A 26507-nucleotide genomic window follows, 5' to 3' on the forward strand; every position below is an offset into this window, starting at 1 on the left:
TTTTTAATAAGAACCAAAACAGACCGATTACTTGTTTTGGTTCTTATTAAAAAATTACTTAATTTTCAATAAAATTAGAAGTACTTTTCAAATTTTATTGAATTAAAGCCAAAACCAACCATGACCTACGCTTGTAAAACTATAGCAGCTTTACAAATAAACAATTCCTTGATGGAAGAGATATCAGTACTTGCGAGTGCTGTGCCAGTCTCATTCATTGACAAACTTGCGATGAATAATAACTTATTCCGCATTCTGAATCCATTTATTTTACTGTTATTGTTTTTGATTATTTTCAAGTTTTCAAAAATCACACAACTTCTTTTTCCTGATTTTATCAAACGCAATTCGGAAAAAGATTCAAAAAGTGAAGAATACCAGCTTTATTTTTTGTTTATTGGAATCATAGTTCCTTTTTTGGAAATAAGTTTTGAAATTTTTGGAATAAGAGATTCCAGCTTGTTAGCTACAAATTGTTTTATCGGTGTTTTTTTTCTGGGACTTTACTTTTTAAGCAAAAAAAACGATTTTATTTATCGTAATGGAGAGAAAATTTTCCGCGTTTTATTCCTAATTGCTCTGGTTTATATAGCTCGAAATATCATACTGTACTCGCCAGATATCATACCGTCTATTGCATTTGTTACGGCTTTTTTCTTCTCATATTCTATTATAAAGCCCCAAAAATGGTATTGGATTTTAGTAGCCATTGTTTTGATTTTCTTGTTTGTATTGATGATTTTCGAAATCATTCCTATAAACACCGCAATCATTTTATTCAATTATTGCATAGCAGTAGTGGTGGTAAACTATATCAGACAACTTTCTATTTTAAATCTAAAGAACAAACTTAATTTCAACAACCAAATCATTAATAAAGGGAACTCATTAATTTTAGCCACCAACATCAAAGGTGAAATTGTATTTTGTAGCGATAATGTTGAATCTATTTTAGGTTACTCTGTAGATCAAGTTATGGGCTTAGGATACTGGAAATTAACGGAGGACACAGAGTTTTATGGCGAGGAATATCACAAAAAATTTAAAGCAGATCGCGTGTTTACACGTCGCCTCAAGTGCAAGAACGGAGATTACAAAATTATTCGATGGAACGACAAAAAATTTTCGAATGACCTCATCATTGGAATTGGCCAAGATGTTACGCATGAAATGGAAATGCAAAATCAATATGAAAGCCTCATTCAAAACGCAATTGACTTAATCTACGAAGTAAATGATAAAGGGCAGTTTGTATTTGCAAATGAATTCTCCATTAAAACATTGGGTTACAAAAAAGAACAAATTATAGGTAGTTATTTTACTGATTTCATCCGTAAAGACTATGTGTCATCAATGGCAGATTATTATTTGAATAATACAGCCGATAAAACTTTTTTCCCTACCGTTGAATTCCCAATGATCAAAAGTAATGGAGATGAATTGTGGATATCACAAAAAGTAATAATTCGTCGCAACGAGCAGGGCAAAGTTATTGCTTATTCCGGTATAGCAAGAGACATAACTAAGTTCAAAGAAATTGAATTAAACGCCAAAAATCGCCAGAAAAAAGTAGATGAGTACAACAAAACCATAGCAAAACTTTCTACCACCAATTTTAGTAACTACATTAATCTTGAACTTAGTATTAGGCAAATTATTCAGACGGCTGCTAAGGTCATGAAATGCAATAGGGTAAGTTACTGGAAATATGAAAAAGATAAAATTATTTGCGAAAGTTTATTTGAATTAGATCGCAATTCCTTCAGCAAAGGAGAAGTATTGTACCAAGAAAACTTCCCTTTGTACTTCGAGAAATTAACAACTCGAAAACAAATTTGCGCATCCAATGCTTTTAAAAAGAAAAGCTTACAAGAATTTCATGCCGATTATTTTACCAAACACAATATTAAATCAATCCTAGATATTCCATTAATTTTAAATGGTGAAGTATATGCTATTTTATGTCTAGAGGGTACTAATAATAAAATAAAATGGGACAATGAAGACATCAGTTTTGCTAAATCAATTGCAGACATAATTGCTCTAACTATCATTTCGCAAAGCCGCTATGAAACAGAGGGTAAACTCGCTTACAAGAGTGAGCTCTTGTCGGCAATGGCTTTGTGTACCGAAAATTTCTTGAATTGTACTGATCTCAACGATATCTTTGCAGATGCACTAGTTATTATGGGTAAAGCTACAAAATCCCATCGATCGTATTATTACGAACAAAACCAAGAAACAGGATTAATTAGTCAAAAGCACCGTTGGTTTGTGCAAAATACTGAACTAAGCGAGACCAACCCGAGGCTACAAAACCTACCCCACTCGGAATTTGAAGAACTTTTAATTCCGTTACTAAATAACGAAATTTACGAGGCAACTATTTCGCATATCGAAAATAAATCGCTTCGCCAGAAACTAGAAGGTGTAGAGGTAAAATCGCTCATCTTGTTTCCTATTTTCATAAAAGATAAATTCCAAGGATTTTTAGGATTTGATGACACAGTAACTGAACGCTATTGGAGCGAAGACGAGGTGACCATTTTAAAAACCTTGGCTCGAAATATTGCTTCGTCAATAGAACGTATAACCAATGAAACCGCCATTTATGAAAGTGAAGAAAAATTTCGTTCGTTAGCTAACAACATACCTGGAACGGTATATTTATCAAACTACGATGAAAACAATACTAAAATTTACATCAACGACGAAGTAGAGAAATTAACTGGTTATCCTAAATCTGCTTTCTTAACCAATCAAATATCCTTTATCGATCTTATTCATCCGGAGGATAAAATAAAAACGATCAACGAGCAAAAAGAAGCAATTGAAAACAAGAAATCAATTCGCCAAACATATCGCATTATACATAAAGACAACCGCGTAGTATGGGTAGAAGAATTTGGAGATGCCATCTATAAAAATGATAAAATTGCTTTTCTAGAAGGTATTTTTATTGATATTACTGAGCGTGTTATGGCTGAAACTGCCGTTCAAGAAAAAGAGCTAGCAGAAGCTGCCAACAAAGCAAAATCAGAGTTTTTAGCTAACATGAGTCATGAAATACGGACACCTCTTAATGGCATTATTGGGTTTACAGATTTGCTAATGAAAACTACGCTAGGACCTACTCAAAGTAAGTACATGAAAACCATTAGTCAGTCCGCACACTCTTTACTTGACATTATTAATGATATTTTGGATTTTTCTAAAATTGAGGCTGGTAAACTAGAATTGTATATGGAAAAATGTAATCTTAACGAGCTTCTTCATCAAGTTATTGATTTGATTTTATTTGAATCCAATCAAAAAAAGTTAGCATTAGAATTAAATATTGCAGACGATTTACCAAAATTTTTCCTTTTGGATAGTGTCCGATTAAAGCAAATTTTGATCAATCTCTTGGCCAATGCAGTAAAATTTACTGAAAAAGGAAGTATAAAATTAGAAGTAAAAATGCTCAACCCCTTAAAGGATGGCAGCGCTACTATTCGCTTTGCTGTAAAGGATACAGGAATAGGAATATTAGACGAAAATAAAAAGAAAATCTTTCGGGCGTTTTCACAAGAAGACGGATCAACAACAAGAAAGTTTGGCGGTACCGGTCTTGGGCTAACTATTTCTAACCAACTACTTGGCCTTATGAATAGTAAGTTACAACTTGAGAGCACTGCCAAAAAAGGAAGTACTTTTTATTTTGACATAAAATTACAAACTTGCTCTGAAATAATTGTTAGCGAAAGTCTATTTGATACTGATTTTAACGCCATAAAAGACATGGTCGTAAAAAATAAAATAAGCTCAAAAATAGCAACAGTGCTGATAGTAGAGGACAATAAAGTAAATATGTTGTTATTGAAAACAATTTTAAAAAACCTTTCCTTTCCTACTACAATCCACGAAGCTACAAATGGATCGCAAGCTGTAGAGCAATTTGAAAAGTTGAAACCTGACTTTGTTTTTATGGATATCCAAATGCCTGTCATGAATGGATACGAAGCTACAGAACATATACGTAAATTAGAGTCAGGCAAGCATGTGCCCATTATTGCAATCACTGCCGGAACCGAAAAACAAGAAAGAGACAATTGCCTGAAAGCCGGAATGAACGATTATATCCCCAAACCAATCATTAAAGGCATCGTGGAGGAAACATTTTTCAAATGGCAACAAGTATAAAATAACAAAATAACAGCTAAATTAAAACTTATGAAATGGAGTGGCAGACGCGAAAGCGGAAATCTTGAGGACCGCAGAGGAATGTCTTCTGGTGGTAAAACTATTGTTGGCGGTGGAGTAATAGGTATCATAATCCTTTTACTAAACACATTTGGTGGTGACAATGCGCAAATGCTGACTCCGATATTAGAACAATTAAATCAAGGTGGTAAAAGTGCGCCAACCGAACAAAGAGAACTTACGCCTGCTGAGCTTGAGGAACGACAATTTGTAGATGCCATTTTAACCGATACCGAGGATGTATGGCATAAAATTTTTCAAGAAAACAACTTACAATACAAAGAACCAACTATGGTATTGTTTTCAGATGCTGTAGATACGGAATGTGGAAGTGCAACATCTGCGTCAGGACCTTTTTACTGCCCTACTGACCAAAAGGTTTATATGGACTTAACTTTTTTTAATGAACTAAGAACCAAATTTGGTGCTCAAGGAGGCGACTTTGCCACAGCCTACGTAATTGCACATGAAATAGGTCACCATGTACAAACCTTATTGGGCACATCAGCCAAGATGCGACAAATGCAACAAGGAAAAAGTCAAGCCGAAGCCAATAAATTATCTGTAGCTCTAGAGTTGCAAGCTGATTTTTATGCGGGTCTATGGACGCACTACAACCAAAATATGAAAAACTTTCTTGAAGAAGGCGACCTTGAAGAAGCACTTAGTGCTGCACATGCTGTGGGTGATGATGCTATTCAAGCCAAAATTCAAGGGCATATCGTTCCAGAATCGTTTACACACGGTACTTCCGCGCAGCGTAAACAATGGTTTATGAAAGGCTACAAAAGTGGTGATATCAGACAAGGTAATACTTTCGAAGAGCTGTAAACAAAAGCTAAAATAAAAAAGAAAAATAGGGATCGACCCTATTTTTTTTTACTAAAAAATAAAATTGTATTTTAATATTTACAAAAAATAAGTAATATTCGGTATAAACCAGCTTATCAAAAAATTAGCAGTACCTTCGCGCACAATAAAAAGAAGTGTTTTTTTATGTAAATGCTTCGTAAACACCATATATGTCATTCAAATCGTTAGGATTATCTGATGAGCTACTCAAAGCCATCAGCAAAAAAGGTTACACTACCCCTTCACCAATACAGCAAAAAGCAATTCCACCAATTTTAGACGGAAAAGATGTTTTAGCCTCTGCGCAAACCGGTACCGGAAAAACAGCTGGATTTACATTGCCAATTTTACATACGCTCGCTCAAGGAGTACAACTGCGCAACAGACCAATTAGAGCGCTAATACTTACGCCAACTCGCGAATTAGCAGCTCAAATTTTAGCAAACATTAAAGAGTACAGTATCTTTTTAGATCTAAAAAGTGGTGTGATTTTTGGTGGCGTCAATCAAAATCCTCAAGTAACACAATTACGCCAAGGCGTTGATATTTTGGTTGCAACTCCTGGACGATTGATCGATTTACAAAATCAAGGTTTAATAAGCTTGAACAAAATTGAAATTCTTGTACTTGATGAGGCTGACCGTATGCTTGACATGGGATTTCTAAGAGACATTGAGCGAATTTTAAAAATCATTCCTGCTAAAAGACAAAATTTATTATTCTCAGCTACGTTTTCTCCAGATATCAAAAAACTAGCAATGGGTATTTTGCATCAACCCGTTCATGTAGAGGCAACTCCTGAAAACACAACTGTTGAAGCAATTGCTCAAAAAATATATCCTGCGGCCAAAGAGAAAAAAACCGAATTAATCATCAAATTGATTTCGGAGGGTAATTGGAAACAAACACTCGTTTTTACGCGCACCAAACAAGGTGCCAATAAATTGTGCGAGAGTATGAATAAAGCTGGAATTGTAGCTGCTGCCATCCATGGAAACAAAGGACAAGGCGCACGAACAAAGGCTTTAGACGGCTTTAAAAAAGGAACTGTCGCCGTGCTTGTGGCAACCGATATTGCTGCCAGAGGACTCGATATTCCGCTATTACCACACGTAGTCAACTTCGAATTGCCAAATATTCCTGAAGATTACGTACACCGCATTGGTCGTACAGGTCGCGCGGGTGCTAGTGGCGAAGCTATTTCATTGTTTAGCCCTGACGAAACCCAGTTTTTAAGAGATATCGAAAAACTAATTGGATTGCGCTTGCCTAAAGAGCAGATTACTGGTTTTGAGGCCGATCCAAATGCATCTACCGCACCTATCAAACAAGGGCAAGGCAGACCGCAACGCAATTCCACACCAAAGCAACCTAAAGCTGATGCTAGTAAACGTACAAGCCCAAATAGCTTTGGACCACGAAAACCAAAACAAAATAACGAAAGACGTTCATCTAACTAATATTGGTTGTTTTAGGAGCAGAAAATCTATTTTCAGCTCTTAACTTGTCCCGCTTTCCGCTACAATCTCCCGAGAAAAATCGGGAGGATTTACACTTCAATCGGGGCTAAAAATCACGGTCATCTTTCAAAACTAAAATCAAAACTACTTTCATTTACGAGAGTAGTTTTTTTTTGAATTTACACTACTAATTTTCAAAGACATAATAATATTAGCCCAGCCAACCATCGCGATCCAAACTTCGGTATTGAATGGCTTCTGTAATATGCATAGCTAAAACATTCGGAGCCGCATCTAAATCGGCTATCGTTCTTGCTACTTTCAAAATCCTATCATACGCTCGAGCCGACAAGTTCAAGCGCTCCATCGCTGTTTTTAATAATTGTTTTGAATTTTCGTCCAAAACACAATATTCTCGAATATGTTTGGTATTCATTTGTGCATTGTAATGAATGTGGTCCATTTGCTCAAAACGACGCGTCTGAATTTCTCTTGCGGCAGTAACACGTTCCCGAATCGAAACACTACTTTCGGCCTTGCGATCATCTGATAATTTGTCGAAAGGAACCGGAGTTACTTCAATATGAATATCAATGCGGTCCAATAAAGGCCCAGAAATTTTACTCAAATACCGCTGCATTTCATGCGGAGAAGAAGTTTGTGGCGCGTCAGGATCATTAAAAAACCCACTCGGACTCGGGTTCATGCTCGCCACCAACATAAAAGAAGACGGATAGGTTACGGTGAATTTAGCTCGTGAAATAGTTACCTCACGATCTTCAAGTGGCTGTCGCATAACCTCTAAAACATCTCGTTTAAATTCTGGCAACTCATCCAAAAACAAAACACCATTATGCGCCATTGATATTTCACCTGGCTGCGGATAACTACCTCCACCCACCAAAGCTACGTTCGAAATCGTATGGTGCGGACTCCTAAATGGCCTTTGATTCATTAAGCCTACTTCTTTTAATTTTCCCGCTACACTATGAATTTTAGTAGTTTCAAGAGCTTCCCGCAAAGTCATCGGTGGTAAAATACTAGGTAAGCGCTTGGCTAACATTGTTTTTCCTGCTCCAGGCGGACCTATTAAAATGATATTGTGTCCACCGGCTGCAGCAATTTCCATACATCGCTTAATGCTCTCCTGCCCTTTCACATCTGAAAAATCAAACTCAGGAAAATCTAAAGTTTTATAAAACTCAGCTCTTGTATCTATTTTTGTAGGTTCCAATGTACCCTTGCCTTCAAAAAAATCAATTACCTCTTGTACGTTTTCAACACCATAGACATCTAAACCTGCAACGATAGCGGCCTCTTTTACATTTTGCTTTGGCAGAAAAAAACCTTTAAAACCCTCTTCTTTTGCTTTAATTGCAATAGGCAAAGCACCACGAATAGGTTGCAAACTGCCATCGAGTGACAGTTCGCCCATAATAATGTACTCCGACAACGCTTCGGCTTGAATTTGCCCCGAGGCCAAAAGAATACCCATCGTCAAAGTTAAATCATATGCAGAGCCCTCTTTTCGTAAATCAGCGGGAGCCATATTGATCGTGATTTTTTTACCAGGCATGGCAAATCCGTTATTTTTAAGAGCAGCGGCTATGCGGTAACTACTTTCTTTGATGGCATTATCAGGCAATCCTACCAAATGGTAGCCAATACCTTTATCCATGTTAACTTCTACGGTTATGGTTGTCGCTTCGACTCCAAAAACAGCACTCCCAAAAACTTTAACTAGCATATAATCAATATTTTATTTCTAAAAATAAATAAAAATTTCAAATTATACCAACAAATCTTACAGATGATGTTAATTATTGCAGAAAAGATAATAATGATTGCCTATTACAGTAAAATTTTATTAAAATCACTTCAAAATCCTAGAATAACTATCAAAAATAAATGTTAAAATCAGAAATAAACAAGGCAAAATATTAACATTTTTTTACTTTTAAGAACTAATTAGAAACTAAACTATGAAAAAAATTGTATTACTGCTAATTTTGAGCATCTTCATGCCAAAATCCTATGCTCAGGAATACTTTCCAAACAACGAAAGTATCCCGAACAAGACCAATCATTTTACTGCATTTACCAATGCTACCATTTATGTGACACCCACACAAATTATCCAGAAAGGAACCTTACTAATCCAGAACGGAAAAGTAGTAAATGCGGGAACTAACATTGCTATTCCAAAAAATTGTACGACAGTGGATTTAAATGGTAAATCGATTTATCCATCGTTTATCGATTTATACACTAGCTTTGGAGTAGAGAAACCAAAACCTGCAGCAACAGCGGGTCGTGGTTCATTATACGATACCAAACGAGTTGGCTATTATTGGAATGAAAACATAAAATCAGAACAAAATGCTTACCAAGCCTTCAAATACGACCAAGCCAAGGCGGAGGAATTTCTTAAAGCGGGCTTCGGCGTGGTAGGAACTCACGTTCCTGACGGAATTGCACGCGGTACAGGAACTCTAGTTGCATTAAATAATTTTGATAACAGCAAACAATTGCTAACAGATAAATTAACCAATCATTTTGCTTTTTCGAGAAGTGTAACTACAGCACAATCTTACCCAAGTTCATTGATGGGAATGATGGCTTTAATGCGCCAAATGTATCATGATTTAGATTGGTACAAAAAAGGAAATTCAAAAACGACAGATTTATCTTTGGAGGCATTGGCTAAAAATGAAAAATTAGTTCAAGTTTTTACTACCGAAGATAAATTAAACAGTTTACGTGCTGCAAAAATTGCGAAAGAATTCGGTCTAAACTACATTCTTAAAGGAAGCGGTAACGAATTTGAACGTATTGAAGAAATCAAACAAACGAATTCAAAATTTATTATTCCAATTAACTTTCCAGAAGCGTATGATGTATCCGACCCGAATCAAGCCAACCAAATGGAGTTAAAAGATTTGAGATTTTGGAATCAAGCGCCAACCAATTTAAAAGTATTATCAGATAACGGAGTTGTTTTTGCTTTGACAACTGATAAATTAAAAAAAATTGAAGATTTCAGAACTAATCTAATCAAAGCCATTCAATACGGTTTTGATAGTACTAAAGCTTTAGAGGCATTAACTACCGTTCCTGCAGCGCTTTTAGGAAAAAGTAATGAAGTAGGATCTTTAAAAAATGGAAGTTTAGCCAACTTTGTGATTACATCAGGAGCAATTTTTGACGCTAAAACAGTTATGTACGAAAACTGGGTACAAGGAAATAAATTCGTTATCAACGATTTAAACACCAAAGACATCAGAGGTAATTACGATTTAACCATCGGAAATGAAAAGTTCAAATGGAAAATCAATGGAGAAATCAACGCTCCTAAATCAGAAATTACAACAACTGATTCTAAAAAAGTGAATTCAAAATTGACATTCACAAACAATTGGGTATCTACTGTGGTAAAACCACTTGATTCAACCAAAACGAACTTTACTAGATTAATTGGTTATGTTGACAATACCGATAATTTATCTGGAAAAGCGGTTTTGTTTGACGGATCAGAATTGAAATGGGCTGCTGTAAAAACGGCTGCATTTGCAAAAGCAATAGATTCTTCAAAAGTAGAAAAAGGACCTGCAATCATGCCAGTTACTTACCCGAACAATGCTTACGGAAACACGAAAAAACTAACAGCAACTACCCTTTTATTCAAAAATGCAACTGTTTGGACGAACGAAAAAGAAGGAATTCTGGAAGAAACAGATGTACTTGTTAAGAATGGCAAAATCGCTGCCGTTGGAAAAAATCTTTCAGATGCCAGTGCCACTGTTGTGGATGCAAAAGGAAAACACCTTACTAGCGGTATTATTGACGAGCACTCACATATTGCCATTTCAAATGGAGTGAACGAAGGCGGTCACAACTCTAGCGCCGAGGTAACTATTCAAGACGTAGTAAACTCAGAGGATGTCAATATTTATAGAGAATTAGCTGGTGGTGTTACTACTTCGCAATTGCTTCACGGATCAGCAAACCCTATTGGTGGTCGCTCTGCAATTGTAAAGTGGAAATGGGGTGCTGCAGCAGATGAAATGTTATATAAAAACCAGCCAGGCTTTATCAAATTTGCACTTGGTGAAAACGTAAAACAATCGAACTGGGGTAATGTAAACCCTACTCGTTTTCCACAAAGTAGAATGGGAGTTGAACAAGTATTTACGGATTATTTTCAACGTGCAAAAGATTATGATACAGCTTGGAAAGCATACAATTCAAGCAACAAAAAAGGCAAAGCGCCTCGCGTAGATTTAGAATTACAAACCTTAGCTGAAATCTTAAACAAAGAGCGTTTTATTTCTTGTCACTCTTATGTACAGTCTGAAATCTTGATGTTAATGAAGGTGGCTGAGAAATTCAACTTTAGAGTAAATACATATACACATATTTTAGAAGGTTACAAAGTTGCCGACAAAATGAAAGAACATGGTGTTGGAGCTTCTACTTTCTCTGATTGGTGGGCCTACAAATTTGAGGTGAATGATGCTATTCCGTTCAACGGACCTATTATGCACAACGCTGGATTGGTTGTAGCGTACAACTCTGATGATGCCGAAATGTCAAGAAGATTGAACCAAGAAGCTGCAAAAGCAGTGAAGTACGGTAATGTATCTGAAGAAGATGCTTGGAAATTTGTAACCTTAAACCCTGCAAAATTATTACACATTGATGATAAAGTAGGAAGTATCAAAACTGGTAAAGATGCTGATATCGTGTTATGGAACGCCAATCCTCTATCTATTTATGCCAAAGCAGAAAAAACTTTAATTGAAGGTGTTGTGTATTATGACGTTCAAAAAGACGAAGAACAAAGAAAAGCAATCACTAAAGAGAGAAGCGAATTGATTGGTCAATTATTACAAGAGAAAAACAAAGGAATGAGCACACAACCTGCTAAAAAGAAAGAAAAAGTAGAATACCACTGTGATTCTCTTGAAGAATTGTAGTTAGTAGTACAATAGATTTCTTTAAATGCGGAGCACTGCTCGATTCAATCCTAAAATTTAAAATTATGAACTATAAAAAAATAATGCTTGCAACCTTGATGCTTGGTGCATCTACTCTTTTGCAAGCGCAACAAACTCCAGCCAATAAGCAAACCAAGTCTGTTTTGATCTTGAATGCAACGGCACACATCGGTGATGGAACTGTTATTGAAAACAGCGCCATTGGATTTAAAGATGGTAAAATAACACTAATTGCCGATGCAAGAACGATTCGCTTGGCAGCAGATGCTTATGATACAACAATAAATGCAGAAGGCAAACACGTATATCCTGGTTTTATTGCACCCAACTCGACACTAGGTTTAGTTGAAATTGATGCCGTAAAATCATCTGATGACGAAAGTGAAATTGGAAGTATGAATCCAAATGTTCGCAGTATAATTGCTTACACAGCTGATTCTAAGGTAATCGAAACCGTACGACCAAACGGAATTTTAATGGCTCAAATTACGCCAAGAGGTGGAATCATTTCAGGCTCATCTTCAATTGTACAATTGGATGCTTGGCATTGGCAAGACGCTTTGGTTAAGGAAAACGACGGTATGCACTTGAATTTTCCATCTACTTTTAGAAGAAGCGGTTGGTGGGCTGAGCCAGGAGCAATTGAGGCAAATAAGGATTATCCTAAACAAGTAAATGAATTAAATTCTTTTTTCACCAATGCAAAAGCCTATTTAGGTGATACGGCTAAGGAAAGAAACTTGGTTTTAGAGTCTACAAAAGGACTATTTGATGGTACGCAAACCTTGTACATCCATGCTAATGAAGAAAAACAAATCATTGATGCTGTCCAATTTGCCAAACAAAACGGAATTAAAAAAATGGCTATTGTTGGAGGTTATGAAGCGTACAAAGCGGCTGAATTGTTGCAGAAAAACAACGTAGGTGTATTGTTGAAGCGCGTGCATGACATGCCTGAAAACGATGATCACGATGTTGATTTACCTTATAAAAACGCAAGACTATTGACCGAAAAAGGAGTTTTAGTGGGGTTAGAAAACAGTGGTTCACACGAAAGAATGAACACCAGAAACTTACCATTCCTTGCAGGTACTTGTGCCGCTTATGGTTTAGATAAAGAAACAGCATTACAATTAATTACTTCAAATACTGCTAAAATTTTGGGTATTGATGAACAATGTGGTACCTTAACACAAGGTAAAGACGCAACTTTATTTATATCAGAAGGGGATGCTTTGGATATGAGAACAAATAAACTTACCAACGCCTTCATTCAAGGAAGAGCTATTAGTTTAGAAACACACCAAACCCGATTAAACGAGCGTTACAAAACAAAATACAATCAAAAATAATAGAAAATGGGACTATTTAATGCAATTTTAGGAAATGCCTCAGAAGTCGATATCGAAAAAATTTCAGCTGAGTTTGAGCCCATCTTGATCGATGGAGAACATATTGAAAAAGCATACAAGCTTATCAAAGATCTCTTTTTGTTTACAAACAAGCGACTTATATTGGTCGAGAAACAACTTGTAGGCACCAAGGTAGACTATCTTACCATTCCTTACTCTAGCATTAAAAAGTTCTCAAAAGAAAGTGCTGGAATCTTAGATATGGATGCAGAGCTAAAAATTTGGCTAAATCATGACAACGCTCCAATTACAAAACAATTTGGAAAAGGAGGTAACAATATTAATGAAGTATACAAAATTTTGAGCAAGCATACTTTAAAGTAGGTACTTTCAAATTCACAACAAAAGCGCTATTCGAGTCAAATCGGATAGCGCTTTTTTTTATGCTGTGTGTTTGAGAACAAATTTAGACAAACCAATCCATCGGAAAGACCTCAATTGTAATTTGTACCCACTAAAGCGTTAACCTTATTTTAACAAATTACAAAATTAATGATTCAATAATCATATACCTATAAAAAAATAGGGGTACTAATGTAAAAATGATAAAAATTTAATAGTAACTATAATTTTTTTTAGGGTATAATGATGATTTTTATACTTTTATCAAAATTTAAAACAAACAACTATGAGAAAAATTATTTTAAGTGTGATTTTAATCGCCATTTTGCTACTGACCCTTTTTTCAAATTATTTTATAATTGATAGTCCCGCTCCTACCGAACCCGTAAAATTTGATACAGGAGATACGGCTTGGATGATTGTAGCAACAGCACTTGTTTTAATAATGACTCCTGGATTAGGTTTTTTTTACGGAGGAATGGTTGGCAAAAAAAATGTAATTAGTACCATGCTGCAAAGTTTTATGGCTATGATAATCGTAACTGTCTTATGGGTTGTAATTGCCTTTGGTTTGTCATTTGGCCCAACAATTAATGGAATCATCGGTAATCCATTACCAAATTTAATGTTTCAAGGCGTAGGAACAAATACCGCTTGGAGTCTTGCTCCTACAATACCTTTCTTATTATTTGCTTTATTTCAGGCGAAGTTTGCTATAATTACACCCGCATTAATCACGGGTGCATTTGCAGAGAGAATCCGTTTTTGGGCTTACCTTTTATTCATGGTATTGTTCATTTTATTAATATACACCCCTTTAGCACACATGACTTGGCATCCTGACGGGATATTCTTTAAAATGGGAGTATTAGATTTTGCTGGTGGCACGGTAGTACACATGAGTGCAGGTTGGGCTGCCCTAGCAGGAGCAATTTTTTTAGGAAAAAGAAAAGCACAAAAACCTAATCCTGCCCGTATCACTTATGTATTATTGGGAACAGGTTTATTATGGTTTGGATGGTTTGGTTTTAATGCTGGATCTGCATTAGGTTCTAACGGATTAGCAGTTCAAGCACTAGGAACTACTACTGTTGCAGCTGCTGCTGCGGGAATGGCGTGGGTATTTCTTGACAAAATCCTTGGACAAAAATTATCAGCAATGGGCGCATGTATTGGTGTAGTTGTAGGTTTAGTAGCTATTACTCCAGCAGCTGGGTTCGTTAGTATTTCCCACGGGATTTTTATTGGTGCCTTTGCAAGTATCGTAAGTAATCTTGTTGTAAGAGCTTTCCATAAAGGTAAAATTGACGATGCTTTGGATGTATTTGCTTGTCATGGTGTAGGCGGAATGGTAGGAATGCTTCTTACAGGAGTTTTTGCATCAAAATCAATCAACTCAGTAGTTGGCGATAACCAAGGACTTATTTTTGGAGATACCACTTTATTTCTAAATCAACTAACTGCTTTGGTAATTGTATCTGTTTTTGCCTTTACTGCTTCATACGCTTTGTTTTTCATTGTAAATAAAATTACTCCACTTAGAGTTAGCGAAGAAAAAGAAGAACTTGGACTTGACATCACACAACACGGTGAGTTTTTATAAGAAGAACAAACCAATTTAAATAAAAAAAACACTCTGAAAATTCAGAGTGTTTTTTGTTTGGTATAATTTGATTTAATTAGAAATTTAAAAGCAAGCTTTTATCTACTATTTAAAAGATTATAGAATAAGTATTTCATTTATTTTAACACCGTAAATTCAATACTTGAATCATTATAAATTCGATGAGTTTGTTTTTGAAAATCTTCTGGCTTAGCGTAAAAAATGTTTTCTACAAAAGTTTGCGGATTCAAATCAATCAAAGGAAACCACGTACTTTGAACCTGAATTTGAATTTTATGTCCTTTTTTGAAAGTATGAAAAACATCTTGCAACTTAATATTTATTGGTGTTTTTTCATTCGCTACGAAAGGTTCTGGTTTAGAAAAACTATTACGGAAACGCCCACGCATTACCTCGCTACGCACCATCATGTGGTAATTACTCATTTTTAAATAAGGAGCAACTTCCTTTGTCTCTGGTTCATCAGCAGGAAAAACATCAATAACTTTTACAATCCAATCAGCATCAGTACCTGTGGTGGCAACTTGTAGTTTAGCTAAAATTTCACCTGCCAAAGTCGTGTCATCTTGTAAAACTTCCGTTTCAAAAACAACTACATCAGGACGTCTAGCAGCAAAACGCTGATCATCTGTCATGTACTTTCTAGGCGTAAGTCCTTGCTGCTTGATATCTTCTGAATACGGAACTGGTTTTTTAGGGTCGCTAATGAATTCTTCAAAAGAAATATTTCTCTTAGCCATTTTTGTCAACTGACTTCCTTGCAAATAAAAATTTTGTTTTTCTGTATTTTGTGGTGGCCATGTTTCATAGGTTTTCCATTCTTTTCTACCTGTATCAAATACATACGCTTCTGGTAACTTATTTTCTCCCTTCCCATCATTTTTTAAGAAATGACGGAAAAAATTCGCCTCAATATTTTTTTGGTAATAAGCTGAAATACTATCTCCAAAATTGATATTACCAATAACTTGCTTAGCAGAATTGCGAGCCCAATCACCGTGACTCCATGGTCCCATTACGATGGTATTGTAATTTTTGCTGTTTTTTTCAATAGTACTGTAGGTGTTCAATGGACCATACAAATCTTCCGCATCGAACCATCCACCTACTGTCATTACTGCTGGCTTGATATTTTTTAAATGTTGCAGTAACCCTCTTTTTTGCCAAAAATCATCATAGCTTGAATGGTCTTTCAATTGCTGCCAAAATTCATTGTCTTTACCATAATACTTGTCTAAATTAGATAAAGGTCCTGCATCCAAGAAAAACTGATAATCGTCATTCGTTCCTACATTACTAAATTTGTACCACGGTTCAGTAGTGCGCTTTGTTTTTTGCGGTCCAAACAATGGTGTTACCTTCCAATAACTCAATAAATATGCACCATTGTGATGAAAATCATCAAAAAAGAAATCAGCAATACACGCCTGCGGAGAAACCGCTTTTAAAGCTGGGTGATTACTAAGCAGCGAATAACTCGCATAAAATCCAGGATATGAAATACCCCAAGTACCTACATTTCCGTTATTATTAGGCACATTTTTAACCAACCAATCAATCGTATCGTATGTATCAGAAGCTTCATCAACGGCTATTTTTCCTTTTTTGTTTGGTATGTATGCTCGCATATTGTCATACAAACCATCGCTCATAAAACGCCCACGTACATCCTGATAAACAACAATATAACCTTCCTTCATCATAGTCTCACTAGGCCCAACAGCACGCTTGAACTGCCCTTCACCGTAAGGTCCAGAATTATAAGGAGTACGCTGCATGATGATGGGATATTTTTTAGAAACATCCTTTGGAGAATAAATAGAAGTGAATAAGGATTGCCCATCGCGCATTTTTATATGTACCTCTTTTTTAGTATAGTTTTCGGCTACATAATTGGGCACTTTTTCTTGTGCTAAGAGAATCGTACTGACAAAAAGCAGTACAACACTGAATAGTTTTTTCATAAGTTTTTTAATTAAAAAATAGTGTTTAAAGATATAAAAACTACTCGGAATTAAGAGCCAATAGCCCGCATTTTTAGAAAGAAAACAAGTATCTAAATCAAAAAATAAATGCAAATTTAATCGCTAATTCAACCAATATGAATTAGCTTGAAAACAAAAAAGCACTAAAAACACTTTTATTCTAGTGCTTTTGGTGCTTTTTTGTTAAGTAAAAAAATGTATTTACTTTTTATTAAAAGCATCTATACCTTGGCGTAACCAAGCTTGATACTCTGTAGCATCTGAATTATAACTTTCTGGTTTTTTGGATAAAGAATTACCCTCGTGATCTAATATCATATAATAGGGTTGTGCATTGGATTTAAACTTTGTAATTTGAAAATCACTCCATTTATTCCCCACGGTAACAATTTCTTTTCCAGTTTCTTTTGAAGCGTATTGCTCACTTTTTGGTAACTCTTTTTTAGAATCCACATACAATGAAATTAGAATAACTTCCTTTTGTAAAATAGATAAAATCTTAGGCTGAGACCAAACATAATCCTCCATCTTACGGCAATTTACGCAGGCATAACCAGTAAAATCAAGTAAAACAGGTTTGTTAACCGATTTCGCGTAAGCCATACCTTTTTCATAATCTTCAAAAGCAATTAAATCATGTGGCCCAAGGTGTGCACCATCTGGCAAAGATTGACTTGAACTTGCTGCAGTTCCCTTTGAATTCCCTACACCATAAGGGCTTTCACTATAAGTCATTGGTGGTGGAAAACCAGAAATAATCTTAAGTGGCGCTCCCCAAAGTCCTGGAATTAAATAAACAGTAAAGGCCAATACAACTAATCCGAGTGATAATCTACCAACAGAAATACTGCTCAACGGGCTATCATGCGGTAACGTAATTTTTCCTAATAAGTACAATGCAAGAGCACCAAAAATTGCAATCCAGATAGCCAAGAATACTTCACGCTCTAACAAATGCAACTGCAATACTAGATCTGCATTTGATAAAAATTTGAATGCCAATGCTAATTCTAAAAATCCTAAAACCACCTTAACAGTATTTAACCATCCTCCTGATTTTGGTAAAGAATTCAACCAACCTGGGAACATTGCAAACAACATAAACGGTAAGGCTAAAGCCAAAGAAAAACCAAACATTCCCACAACAGGAGCAATTCCGCCTTTAGATGCTGCTTCAACTAATAACGTTCCTACAATTGGTCCCGTACAAGAAAAAGATACAATCGCTAAAGCCAAAGCCATGAATAAAATACCAACCAAACCACCTCTGTCAGCTTGCGAATCTACTTTGTTTGCCCACGAATTAGGCAACATAATCTCAAATGCTCCTAAAAATGAAGCCGCAAACACAACTAATAGAATAAAAAAGATAATATTGAACCAAACATTTGTGGATAATGCATTTAAAGCATCGGCGCCAAAAATAGCAGTGACTAGTAATCCTAAAACTACATAGATAAAAATAATTGCAACCCCGTATATAATTGCGTTTCGAATACCAGCCGCTTTGGTTTTACTTTGTTTTGTAAAAAAGCTCACCGTCATAGGTATCATGGGAAACACACATGGTGTCAACAATGCGGCAAAGCCTGATAAAAATGCAATGAAAAAGATAGCTAGCAAGCCTTTCTTCTCCGTTGTATCTTCCACTTTTGGAACATCAGATGATTGAACTGATGCTTTAGTTTGTTCTTGAACAGAATCCGCTGTTGGCGCTACTAATGAATCAGTTGCTTTTTTAATGGTATCAATTGCTACATCTGATGGTACATTAGCCTCAATTGCAGTCGCTACAGGAACTTTTAAAATAAAATTTTTCTCCTGATTGATGCAAACATCTTTGCACACTTGATAATTAAAGTCGACTTTAACTTCATTTAACTTAGGATTTGTAATCTTTATTTCTTGTTGGATTTGTGCTTTCTTTTCGAAAAAAGTTTCATTCACCTCAAAAATATCATTGTAAGCAGTTCTGGTTTTACTCTCTTTTGCCTTACCAACCAAAGTATAGTTGCCTTTTTGATTTTTAAAAATAATTTCTAATGCAAGAGGACCGCCATCTGGTGTGAATTGAGAGTATAAGTGCCAATCATTTTCAATAACAGCATTAAAAGTTAATAAATAAGTAGAGCCCCCTTTATTTTCAATTTTGGTAGTCCACTTAGCAGGATCTAAAACTTGTGCACTTAAATTAGCGTAGACCAAAAAAGCACATAAAAGAAAGAATAATTTTTTCATTAGCGTAGTTCTATTTTTAAAATATTTTTAGTTGTTTCGGTCACTTTAAACCGTTCGTCTGCTCTTAATCCAACAATCCAAACAATTTTTTCATCGGAATATAGCAACCAAGTTTGCTCTTTTTCATTTAAAGACAATTTTTCATCTTTAAAAAATTTGCTGACTTTTTTTGACTTCCCTTGCATACCAAAAGGATGAAAAACAGCTCCCTCACGCCACTTTTGCAATCGTAATGGGTACTGTAACAAATCTGCGTCTACAAAGATAGAAGTATTTGTGGCGATACTAATGTCGGTCACTTTGCAAAACGTTAGATTTAAGGGAATATTAACTTCTTTTTGATTTTCAAGAATAAAATATTCCTCACTAGCATCTACGAAATTTATTGGACTTAGGATTAAAGAATTTCTGTCTTTTAATAATCGATAAGTTGGCGAATACACAAACTTACCCGTTTGACTTTCGACCAAATTGTAAATATCATCCCAAGCCGTAAAGTCAAATTCTTTCAACCATTGGTACAAGTAAGATTTATAATTTGGCAATTTTATTAATTTATTCAAATCAAAAGAAATAATATCATTCTCCTGCCTTGCTACCTGTTGATACACCATAATTGCTGCATCTTCAACCATTACTTGTGCTTCTTGCAAATAGCTTTGCGTTTTTTGAAAGGAAACCAAAAAATTCGGATTCAAATCTTTTAAAAAAGGAACTAAATGATGGCGAATTTTATTTCGAAGATATTTATCAGATGCATTGCTGCTGTCTTCACGCCATTCAATACCGTAGTTAGCCGCATATAATTCAATTTCCTCTTGGGTAAATGTAAGCAGCGGGCGAATTATTTTATCGTTTTGTTCCAGAATGCCAGTCAAACCTTCTAAACCTGTACCACGGCTTAAATTGATCAAAAAAGTCTCTAAATTATCATCTGCATGATGTGCGGTAAGTATGTAATCAAAGTCCTCGGTTTCTAACAATTCATAAAACCAGTTGTAACGTAATTCACGTGCGGCAACTTGTGTTGACACCTTGTAATCTTCGGCAAAAGCTTTTGTATCAAACTGTGTTATAAACGCCTTAATATTATTTGATAGCGCATAATCATTGACAAAATTTTGATCTTCAAAACTCTCTAAACCGCGTAATTGAAAATTACAATGTGCAATTGCAAAATCGAAATTTAAATTCTGAAACAAATGCAGCAGAACCATACTATCCTTTCCGCCGCTAACAGCCAATAACAGTCGCTTGTTACCAAGAAATGAAAAACGTTCTGAAAGAATTTGTTTTAAAGTATCAATCATTAGGATAATTTTATTGATTAGAATTTACTATTGCAAAACTGCATACATCGCCTTAGCTTTTAATAAACATTCTTCGTATTCTTTTTCAGGAATTGAGTTAGCTGTAATTGCACTTCCTACTGAAAATGACAGATATTTTTTTTCTTCGTCATACAAAATACTCCGAATAACAACATTAAAATCAAAATCGCCATTTGGAGTAAAATACCCAACAGCGCCGCTATATACACCGCGCTTCGTCTCTTCCAGGCGATCTACAATATTCATAGCTGAAATTTTTGGAGCTCCCGTCATGCTTCCCATTGGGAAAGTAGATTTTAAGACATCAACAGCCGTATAAGGTTCTGCCAAACGTGCTGTAATTGTCGAAATCATTTGATGTACTTGTAAAAAAGAGTAAATTTTACAAAGTTCAGTTACTTGAACGCTTCCTTTCTGAGCGGTTCTTGAAATGTCATTTCGAACTAAATCAGTAATCATAATATTTTCAGAGCGCTCTTTCGGATCTGCGAGCAAGGTATTTTTTGACGCCTCGTCTTGTTCCACATCCAAAAAGCGCTTAGCCGTACCTTTTATTGGTTGCGAAATTATCAAATCTCCTTCTTTACGCAAGTAGCGTTCTGGCGAAGCTGATAAAATAAAATGCTTGTTGTTCTTAAAAAAAACAGCAAATGGAGGTTTTGAAATTTCGTTCAACTTCAAAAATTTTCCCAACGGATTAATCTCCGCTTTTTCTGCGAAAAACTCCATACAAAAGTTGACTTCGTAAATATCTCCTCGATGAATATGGCTTAAAATATCATTGACCTTGGTTACATAATCCTTTTTCGAAATTCTTTCTTCAATATTTACTGTTTGCAAACTATCAAATTGCAGTTCTTCGGTTTCTTGAATGGACTCAAAATCGTACTCAATTTCATCATCACATAAAAACAAATATTGAATTTGTAATTCTTGCCCCTTCAAGATAAATATCTTTTTAGGTTGAAAAAAAAACAAGTCAGGAAAACCTAGACCATCTAGATTGGAGGAGGTAACGCTTTCAATATCATTCTTTAAATCATAGGACAAATACCCAAATAACCAATCCTTGGTACTTTCTTGATATTGTTTCAAGTCCTCAAAAGCGTTCACATAGTCAGTTTGAATGGCTGTGAATGCATCAACAGCGAGTATACAATCGGCACTAGAGTATTGTTGTGGATAAGAATTACTGTCTAAAAATACAACTTCGCGAAATTGTTGCGCCCATATTACAAGTTGCTGCTTGATTTGCAATGGATTCTCGACATTTTTTATGATGGATGTTCTCAATGAATTGAAATGTTTTTGATAGCTCAAAATTACAACAATTTTACGTGAAATAAGCAACCGTGCACTATTCTCAAAGGCAATAATCTTCAAAGTTTTTAATTATAATGAATACCCATTTGCACCAACCTAAATTTATCGGCATGAAATTTGAATTGCGTGAATTGTATCTTTTTACTTAAGTTATAAAGCATTTTAAAAGAAGAAAAAAACTAATTATCAACCCAAAAAACAAAAAAATTATGCTTAAAAAACACCATGCTCTACTACCTTTACTGCTAATCATTTTGTCCATTTCTTGCAAAAAAGCCGATAATTTGGAAGAAACAACCTCAGAAACAACAACTTCTTCAATTGATAGTAGCACTACACTTTCTTCAGCTGCTGCAGTGGAACCAAAAAATAGCGATAGAAAATTTGTTCGAACTGCCGATATTAAATTCAAAGTAAAAAATGTTGCCAACTCCACTTACATCATTGAAAACGCGACCACTAAATTTGGAGGTTTTGTAACTAATACCAATTTACAAAGCACAATTTCTGAAAAAAATGAAGTTAAAATTAGCCAAGACAGCACTTTAGAAATCACTAAATATATAGTAGAAAATAACATTACCATTCGCGTTCCTAACACCCAAATGGATACAGTAATCAAAACAATCGCCAAACAAATTGATTTCCTGGAATACCGAGTAATCAAAGCCGATGATGTTTCATTACAGCTGCTATCAAATCAATTAAAAGAAAAAAGAGAAGCAAATCAGGAAAAGCGCCTCACAAAAGCGATTGACAGCAAAGGCAAGAAACTAAATGAAGTAGTGCAAGCTGAAAACGATTTGAATCAAAAGTCTGAACAAAAAGACAATAGCAAACTCGAAAATATCTCACTAGCTGACCAAGTAAATTTTAGCACTTTAACGTTACAAATTTATCAGCGTGAAACTATTAAGAAAGAAATGATAGCCAATGAAAAACAATACCGTCAAGGTTTTAGTTCGAAAATAATTGATGGTCTAGAAAATGGTTGGTATCTTATTGAAGGAATAGTTGCAGTAATCGCACAATTATGGTCGATTATTTTGATAGGTATTTTAGGTTTTCTCGGATACAAAAAATATTTTCAAAAAGGCAATTAAATAAAAAACCCGTTCAAAATTGAACGGGTTTTTGTTAAAATATAATGTGCTTATACGTGTAAAGCTCTATTGTCAGTAGCTGCTAGAGCTGCCTCTTTAATTGCTTCCGCAAAAGTTGGATGCGCATGAGACATTCTAGAAATATCCTCTGCCGATGCTTTAAACTCCATAGCAGTAACTGCTTCGGCAATTAAATCAGCACAACGAGCACCAATCATGTGAACTCCCAGAACTTCATCTGTCTTTGCATCTGCCAAGATTTTCACAAAACCATCCGTATCTCCACCTGCTCTTGCACGACCTAACGCTTTAAAAGGAAAACTTCCAGCTTTGTAGGCTACGCCGTTTGCTTTTAATTGCTCTTCCGTTTGCCCAACCGCTGCTACCTCTGGCCAAGTATAAACCACGCCCGGAATTAAATTGTAATCGATATGTGGTTTTTGACCTGCTAAAATTTCAGCAACCATAACTCCTTCTTCCTCTGCTTTGTGCGCTAACATTGCTCCACGAACAACATCACCAATTGCATAAATATTAGGAATATTGGTTTGTAAATGATCGTTTACTTCAACCATTCCTCTTTCGGTTACTTTAACGCCAGCTTTATCTGCATTCAATCCATCAGTGTACGGACGACGACCTACAGAAACTAATGCGTAATCTCCTTCAAGTGTTATTGTTTCTCCTTTTGCATTCTCAGCTTGCACAACAACAGCATCTCCATTTCTATCAACCGATTGAACTTTGTGCGAAACATAGAATTTCATACCTTGTTTCTTCAATACTTTTGTTAATTCTTTAGATAAAGACGCATCCATTCCCGGAATAATTCTGTCTAAATATTCAACAACTGAAACTTGAGCTCCTAATCTCAAGTATACTTGACCAAGCTCAATACCAATAACTCCACCACCAATAATTACCAAATGTTTTGGCACTTCTTTAAGCTTCAATGCTTCTGTTGAAGTGATAATTCTTTCCTTGTCAATTTTGATAAAAGGTAAAGAAGATGGCTTTGAACCAGTTGCTATGATAATATTTTTTGCTTCGATCGTTTCAGAAGTACCGTCTCCTTTTGCTACTGCTACGTGCGTTTCATCAACAAATGAACCTAAACCTTCTAAAACAGTAATATTGTTTTTATCCATTAAAAATTTAACTCCACCAGAAGTCTGATCCACAACAGCTTGTTTGCGAGCAATCATTTTTTCTAGATTTACTTTTACTTCTCCTGAAAGTTCAATACCATGATCAGCAAAATGAGCAATTTCACTGTAATGATGAGAAGAAGCTAATAATGCCTTAGATGGAATACACCCCACATTCAAGCATGTTCCGCCAAGGGTTGAATATTTTTCAATAATAGCAGTTTTGAAACCTAATTGTGCACAACGAATTGCTGACACATATCCGCCTGGTCCTGAACCTATAATGACTACGTCAAATGAACTCATAGTAAATTTTTTAAATGGTTTTATAAAAGTGATACAAAATTAAGGAATTAAGTTTTGTTAAAAGTTGAATTATGAAGGTTTTTGTATGCTTTTTAAAGGTATTAACATTTACTTATCATTTAAATCCTTCGACCGAATATTTCGATCTACAATACAATTTGTGTGGTATTTTTTATTTCATCAATCATAAAAGTACTGTGTGTACTACCAATATGACTCAATGAAGTAAGTTTGTTTATCAAAAATTGCCTGTACGCCTCCATATCTTTTACAACTATTTTTAAGATGTAATCATAATCTCCGCTCACATGATAACACTCGACAACTTCAGAAAGTTGCGCTACCTCTTTTTCAAATATTTGAATGTATTCTCTTGAATGCTGTATTAACTTAAGGTGGCAAAAAACTAAAAACCCTTTTTCAACTTTCGATTTATTGACTATTGCTACGTATTTTTCAATAATTCCCTCCCGTTCTAATTTTCTTACACGCTCATAAACGGCAGTAACGGATAAATTAAGCTTTATCGACAACTCTTTCGTTGTTTTTTTACTGTCGTTTTGAACTAACTCGAGTATTTTTTTATCAATCGCGTCTAAAACCATAATGTAGCAAAATATATAAAATATCTATAATTCAACTTAAAAAGCCTTTCCGATAATTATTTAAACTACCAAATTACACAATAATAGATAATAAAACTAAAATAAAGACTAAGTATTGACAAAACACCTATAAAGAGCGAATTTAGACCTAAAAAAGCAGAAAGCATTATTGAATAGTAACAAGAACAAATTTTAATTTAAAAATAAAAATCATTACTAAATAATCAACAAATGAAAAATTTTAATCCAGCCAACAACATTCAAGACCTTCAATATTTTGGCGAATTTGGAGGAGTAAATCCTTCAATTTCAGACTCATCAACCTACACTTTCCTTTCAGCTAAAACGATGTTTGATACTTTTGAGGGTAATATTGAAGGATGTTACTTATATTCTAGACATTCCTCACCTAGTAATTTATATTTGGATAAAGCATTAGCCGCTATGGAAGGTACAGAATCAGCAAATGTTTCGGCTTCTGGAATGGGTGCCATTACGCCTACTCTATTACAATTATGCGGAACTGGAGACCACATAGTTTCGAGTAGAACAATTTATGGAGGAACATATGCTTTTTTAAAGAATTTCACTCCAAGATTAGGTATCAAAACTACCTTTGTAGATATTACAAAATTAGATGTTGTAGAAGCTGCTATTACTCCAGATACTAAAGTACTATACTGTGAAACGGTTAGCAATCCGTTGCTAGAAGTTGCTGATATAAAAGGACTTTCTTTACTTGCGAAAAAATACAATTTGACACTTGTTGTTGACAATACATTTTCACCACTATCGGTTTCCCCAACTAAATTAGGCGCTGACATTGTAATTCATAGTTTAACCAAATACATAAACGGTAGCAGTGATACTGTGGGTGGTGTAACGTGTGCTTCACAAGACTTTATAAATAGTTTAAAAAATGTAAATAGTGGCGCCAGTATGTTATTAGGTCCTACAATGGATAGTTTAAGATCTGCAAGCGTAATGAAAAATCTACGAACACTGCATATTAGAATTAAACAGCATAGCAACAATGCTTTTTTCCTAGCGGAACGTTTTGAAAAAGATGGATTAAAGACGGTATATCCAGGATTAGAAAGTCATCCAAGCCATAATCTCTATAAAAATATGATCAATCCTGAATACGGTTTTGGCGGAATGATGACCATAGATGTAGGAACACTTGAAAAAGCAAATGAACTTATGGAATTAATGCAAGAAAGAAATTTAGGCTATTTAGCAGTAAGTTTAGGGTTTTATAAAACTTTATTTAGTGCTCCAGGAACATCAACCTCAAGTGAAATTCCTTTAGAAGAACAAAAGGAAATGGGATTAACTGATGGATTAATTAGATTTTCAATTGGATTAGATAATGACATTGAAAGAACATACCACTCCATGAAACAATGTATGATTGACCTTAGTATCTTGTAGTAAAATATAAAGTCTTAAAGTCGAAAATCTAAGACTTTCTAGTTACACACCACCATCTAAAAACAATAAACTCCCTACTTCATAGGGAGTTTATTTTGTTGATTT

The 26507-nt window shown here is 35.1% G+C and carries 16 protein-coding genes; 9 read left to right on the forward strand and 7 right to left on the reverse strand.

What is annotated here, in order from left to right; genetic code table 11:
- The first annotated feature begins 171 nt into the window (after nucleotides 1-171).
- From KBJ98_RS13370 to KBJ98_RS13380, 3 genes are all read left to right on the forward strand, one after another.
- The gene (locus KBJ98_RS13370; protein WP_225899141.1) at nucleotides 172-4182 is read left to right on the forward strand and encodes a PAS domain S-box protein; all 4011 of its coding nucleotides are present in this window, start codon (nucleotides 172-174) and stop codon (nucleotides 4180-4182) included.
- 30 nt (nucleotides 4183-4212) lie between these two features.
- Nucleotides 4213-5073 (forward strand): KPN_02809 family neutral zinc metallopeptidase, encoded by an 861-nt coding sequence (ypfJ, locus tag KBJ98_RS13375; protein WP_210791354.1) that lies wholly within the window; start codon nucleotides 4213-4215, stop codon nucleotides 5071-5073.
- A 191-nt stretch (nucleotides 5074-5264) separates the two neighbouring features.
- The gene (locus KBJ98_RS13380) at nucleotides 5265-6554 is read left to right on the forward strand and encodes a DEAD/DEAH box helicase (protein ID WP_210791356.1); all 1290 of its coding nucleotides are present in this window, start codon (nucleotides 5265-5267) and stop codon (nucleotides 6552-6554) included.
- Between the two features lie 211 nt (nucleotides 6555-6765).
- Here the strand turns inward: KBJ98_RS13380 and KBJ98_RS13385 are convergent, their stop codons facing one another.
- Nucleotides 6766-8301 carry a YifB family Mg chelatase-like AAA ATPase gene (locus KBJ98_RS13385; protein ID WP_210791357.1) on the reverse strand — a complete coding sequence of 512 codons (1536 nt, stop codon included), beginning with the start codon at nucleotides 8299-8301 and terminating at the stop codon, nucleotides 6766-6768.
- A 235-nt stretch (nucleotides 8302-8536) separates the two neighbouring features.
- On the opposite strand from KBJ98_RS13385, the gene KBJ98_RS13390 reads away from it, so the two are divergent.
- The 4 genes from KBJ98_RS13390 (at nucleotide 8537) to KBJ98_RS13405 (ending at nucleotide 14908) form a co-directional block, all read left to right on the forward strand.
- Nucleotides 8537-11530 carry an amidohydrolase family protein gene (locus KBJ98_RS13390; protein WP_210791359.1) on the forward strand — a complete coding sequence of 998 codons (2994 nt, stop codon included), beginning with the start codon at nucleotides 8537-8539 and terminating at the stop codon, nucleotides 11528-11530.
- Between the two features lie 65 nt (nucleotides 11531-11595).
- Nucleotides 11596-12903 carry an amidohydrolase family protein gene (locus tag KBJ98_RS13395; RefSeq protein WP_225899142.1) on the forward strand — a complete coding sequence of 436 codons (1308 nt, stop codon included), beginning with the start codon at nucleotides 11596-11598 and terminating at the stop codon, nucleotides 12901-12903.
- A gap of 6 nt (nucleotides 12904-12909) precedes the next feature.
- Nucleotides 12910-13287 (forward strand): PH domain-containing protein, encoded by a 378-nt coding sequence (locus KBJ98_RS13400; protein ID WP_166133604.1) that lies wholly within the window; start codon nucleotides 12910-12912, stop codon nucleotides 13285-13287.
- Nucleotides 13288-13591: 304 nt separating this feature from the next.
- Nucleotides 13592-14908, forward strand: coding sequence for an ammonium transporter (locus KBJ98_RS13405; RefSeq protein ID WP_210791361.1), 1317 nt, complete (start codon nucleotides 13592-13594; stop codon nucleotides 14906-14908).
- A gap of 137 nt (nucleotides 14909-15045) precedes the next feature.
- Here KBJ98_RS13405 and KBJ98_RS13410 read toward each other — a convergent pair whose 3' ends face one another.
- From KBJ98_RS13410 to KBJ98_RS13425, 4 genes are all read right to left on the reverse strand, one after another.
- The gene (locus tag KBJ98_RS13410; RefSeq protein ID WP_210791364.1) at nucleotides 15046-16893 is read right to left on the reverse strand and encodes a CocE/NonD family hydrolase; all 1848 of its coding nucleotides are present in this window, start codon (nucleotides 16891-16893) and stop codon (nucleotides 15046-15048) included.
- Nucleotides 16894-17115: 222 nt separating this feature from the next.
- Nucleotides 17116-19152 (reverse strand): protein-disulfide reductase DsbD family protein, encoded by a 2037-nt coding sequence (locus KBJ98_RS13415; protein ID WP_210791366.1) that lies wholly within the window; start codon nucleotides 19150-19152, stop codon nucleotides 17116-17118.
- Nucleotides 19152-20462 carry a tRNA lysidine(34) synthetase TilS gene (gene tilS, locus KBJ98_RS13420; RefSeq protein WP_210791368.1) on the reverse strand — a complete coding sequence of 437 codons (1311 nt, stop codon included), beginning with the start codon at nucleotides 20460-20462 and terminating at the stop codon, nucleotides 19152-19154. The genes KBJ98_RS13415 and tilS overlap by 1 nt, the downstream gene beginning before the upstream one ends.
- A gap of 27 nt (nucleotides 20463-20489) precedes the next feature.
- Complete coding sequence (locus KBJ98_RS13425; RefSeq protein ID WP_210791370.1) at nucleotides 20490-21776, reverse strand: anthranilate synthase component I family protein; 1287 nt, start codon at nucleotides 21774-21776, stop codon at nucleotides 20490-20492.
- 239 nt (nucleotides 21777-22015) lie between these two features.
- Here KBJ98_RS13425 and KBJ98_RS13430 point away from each other — a divergent pair, with 239 nt between their 5' ends.
- Nucleotides 22016-22909: a DUF4349 domain-containing protein gene (locus KBJ98_RS13430; RefSeq protein ID WP_210791372.1), complete on the forward strand. Its 894-nt coding sequence runs from the start codon at nucleotides 22016-22018 to the stop codon at nucleotides 22907-22909.
- Nucleotides 22910-22959: 50 nt separating this feature from the next.
- Here KBJ98_RS13430 and lpdA read toward each other — a convergent pair whose 3' ends face one another.
- Both lpdA and KBJ98_RS13440 read right to left on the reverse strand, forming a co-directional pair.
- Complete coding sequence (lpdA, locus tag KBJ98_RS13435; RefSeq protein ID WP_210791374.1) at nucleotides 22960-24363, reverse strand: dihydrolipoyl dehydrogenase; 1404 nt, start codon at nucleotides 24361-24363, stop codon at nucleotides 22960-22962.
- Nucleotides 24364-24509: 146 nt separating this feature from the next.
- Entirely contained in the window at nucleotides 24510-24968 is a 459-nt protein-coding gene (locus KBJ98_RS13440) for an Lrp/AsnC family transcriptional regulator (protein WP_210791377.1), read from the reverse strand.
- Nucleotides 24969-25199: 231 nt separating this feature from the next.
- On the opposite strand from KBJ98_RS13440, the gene KBJ98_RS13445 reads away from it, so the two are divergent.
- Nucleotides 25200-26402, forward strand: coding sequence for an aminotransferase class V-fold PLP-dependent enzyme (locus KBJ98_RS13445; RefSeq protein ID WP_210791379.1), 1203 nt, complete (start codon nucleotides 25200-25202; stop codon nucleotides 26400-26402).
- Nucleotides 26403-26507 lie beyond the last annotated feature (105 nt).

Origin of the sequence: Flavobacterium erciyesense (genome assembly GCF_018069925.1) — a bacterium.
In the GTDB taxonomy this organism is placed as follows: Bacteria; Bacteroidota; Bacteroidia; order Flavobacteriales; family Flavobacteriaceae; genus Flavobacterium; species Flavobacterium erciyesense.

What these genes read in the sequence shown, in the direction of transcription:
- KBJ98_RS13370 (WP_225899141.1), top strand. Translation starts at nt 172, where the DNA reads ATGGAAGAGATATCAGTACTTGCGAGTGCTGTGCCAGTCTCATTCATT.
- lpdA (WP_210791374.1), bottom strand. Translation starts at nt 24,363, where the DNA reads ATGAGTTCATTTGACGTAGTCATTATAGGTTCAGGACCAGGCGGATAT.
- KBJ98_RS13395 (WP_225899142.1), top strand. Translation starts at nt 11,596, where the DNA reads ATGAACTATAAAAAAATAATGCTTGCAACCTTGATGCTTGGTGCATCT.
- ypfJ (WP_210791354.1), top strand. Translation starts at nt 4,213, where the DNA reads ATGAAATGGAGTGGCAGACGCGAAAGCGGAAATCTTGAGGACCGCAGA.
- tilS (WP_210791368.1), bottom strand. Translation starts at nt 20,462, where the DNA reads ATGATTGATACTTTAAAACAAATTCTTTCAGAACGTTTTTCATTTCTT.
- KBJ98_RS13385 (WP_210791357.1), bottom strand. Translation starts at nt 8,301, where the DNA reads ATGCTAGTTAAAGTTTTTGGGAGTGCTGTTTTTGGAGTCGAAGCGACA.
- KBJ98_RS13440 (WP_210791377.1), bottom strand. Translation starts at nt 24,968, where the DNA reads ATGGTTTTAGACGCGATTGATAAAAAAATACTCGAGTTAGTTCAAAAC.
- KBJ98_RS13445 (WP_210791379.1), top strand. Translation starts at nt 25,200, where the DNA reads ATGAAAAATTTTAATCCAGCCAACAACATTCAAGACCTTCAATATTTT.
- KBJ98_RS13380 (WP_210791356.1), top strand. Translation starts at nt 5,265, where the DNA reads ATGTCATTCAAATCGTTAGGATTATCTGATGAGCTACTCAAAGCCATC.
- KBJ98_RS13410 (WP_210791364.1), bottom strand. Translation starts at nt 16,893, where the DNA reads ATGAAAAAACTATTCAGTGTTGTACTGCTTTTTGTCAGTACGATTCTC.
- KBJ98_RS13405 (WP_210791361.1), top strand. Translation starts at nt 13,592, where the DNA reads ATGAGAAAAATTATTTTAAGTGTGATTTTAATCGCCATTTTGCTACTG.
- KBJ98_RS13390 (WP_210791359.1), top strand. Translation starts at nt 8,537, where the DNA reads ATGAAAAAAATTGTATTACTGCTAATTTTGAGCATCTTCATGCCAAAA.
- KBJ98_RS13415 (WP_210791366.1), bottom strand. Translation starts at nt 19,152, where the DNA reads ATGAAAAAATTATTCTTTCTTTTATGTGCTTTTTTGGTCTACGCTAAT.
- KBJ98_RS13430 (WP_210791372.1), top strand. Translation starts at nt 22,016, where the DNA reads ATGCTTAAAAAACACCATGCTCTACTACCTTTACTGCTAATCATTTTG.
- KBJ98_RS13400 (WP_166133604.1), top strand. Translation starts at nt 12,910, where the DNA reads ATGGGACTATTTAATGCAATTTTAGGAAATGCCTCAGAAGTCGATATC.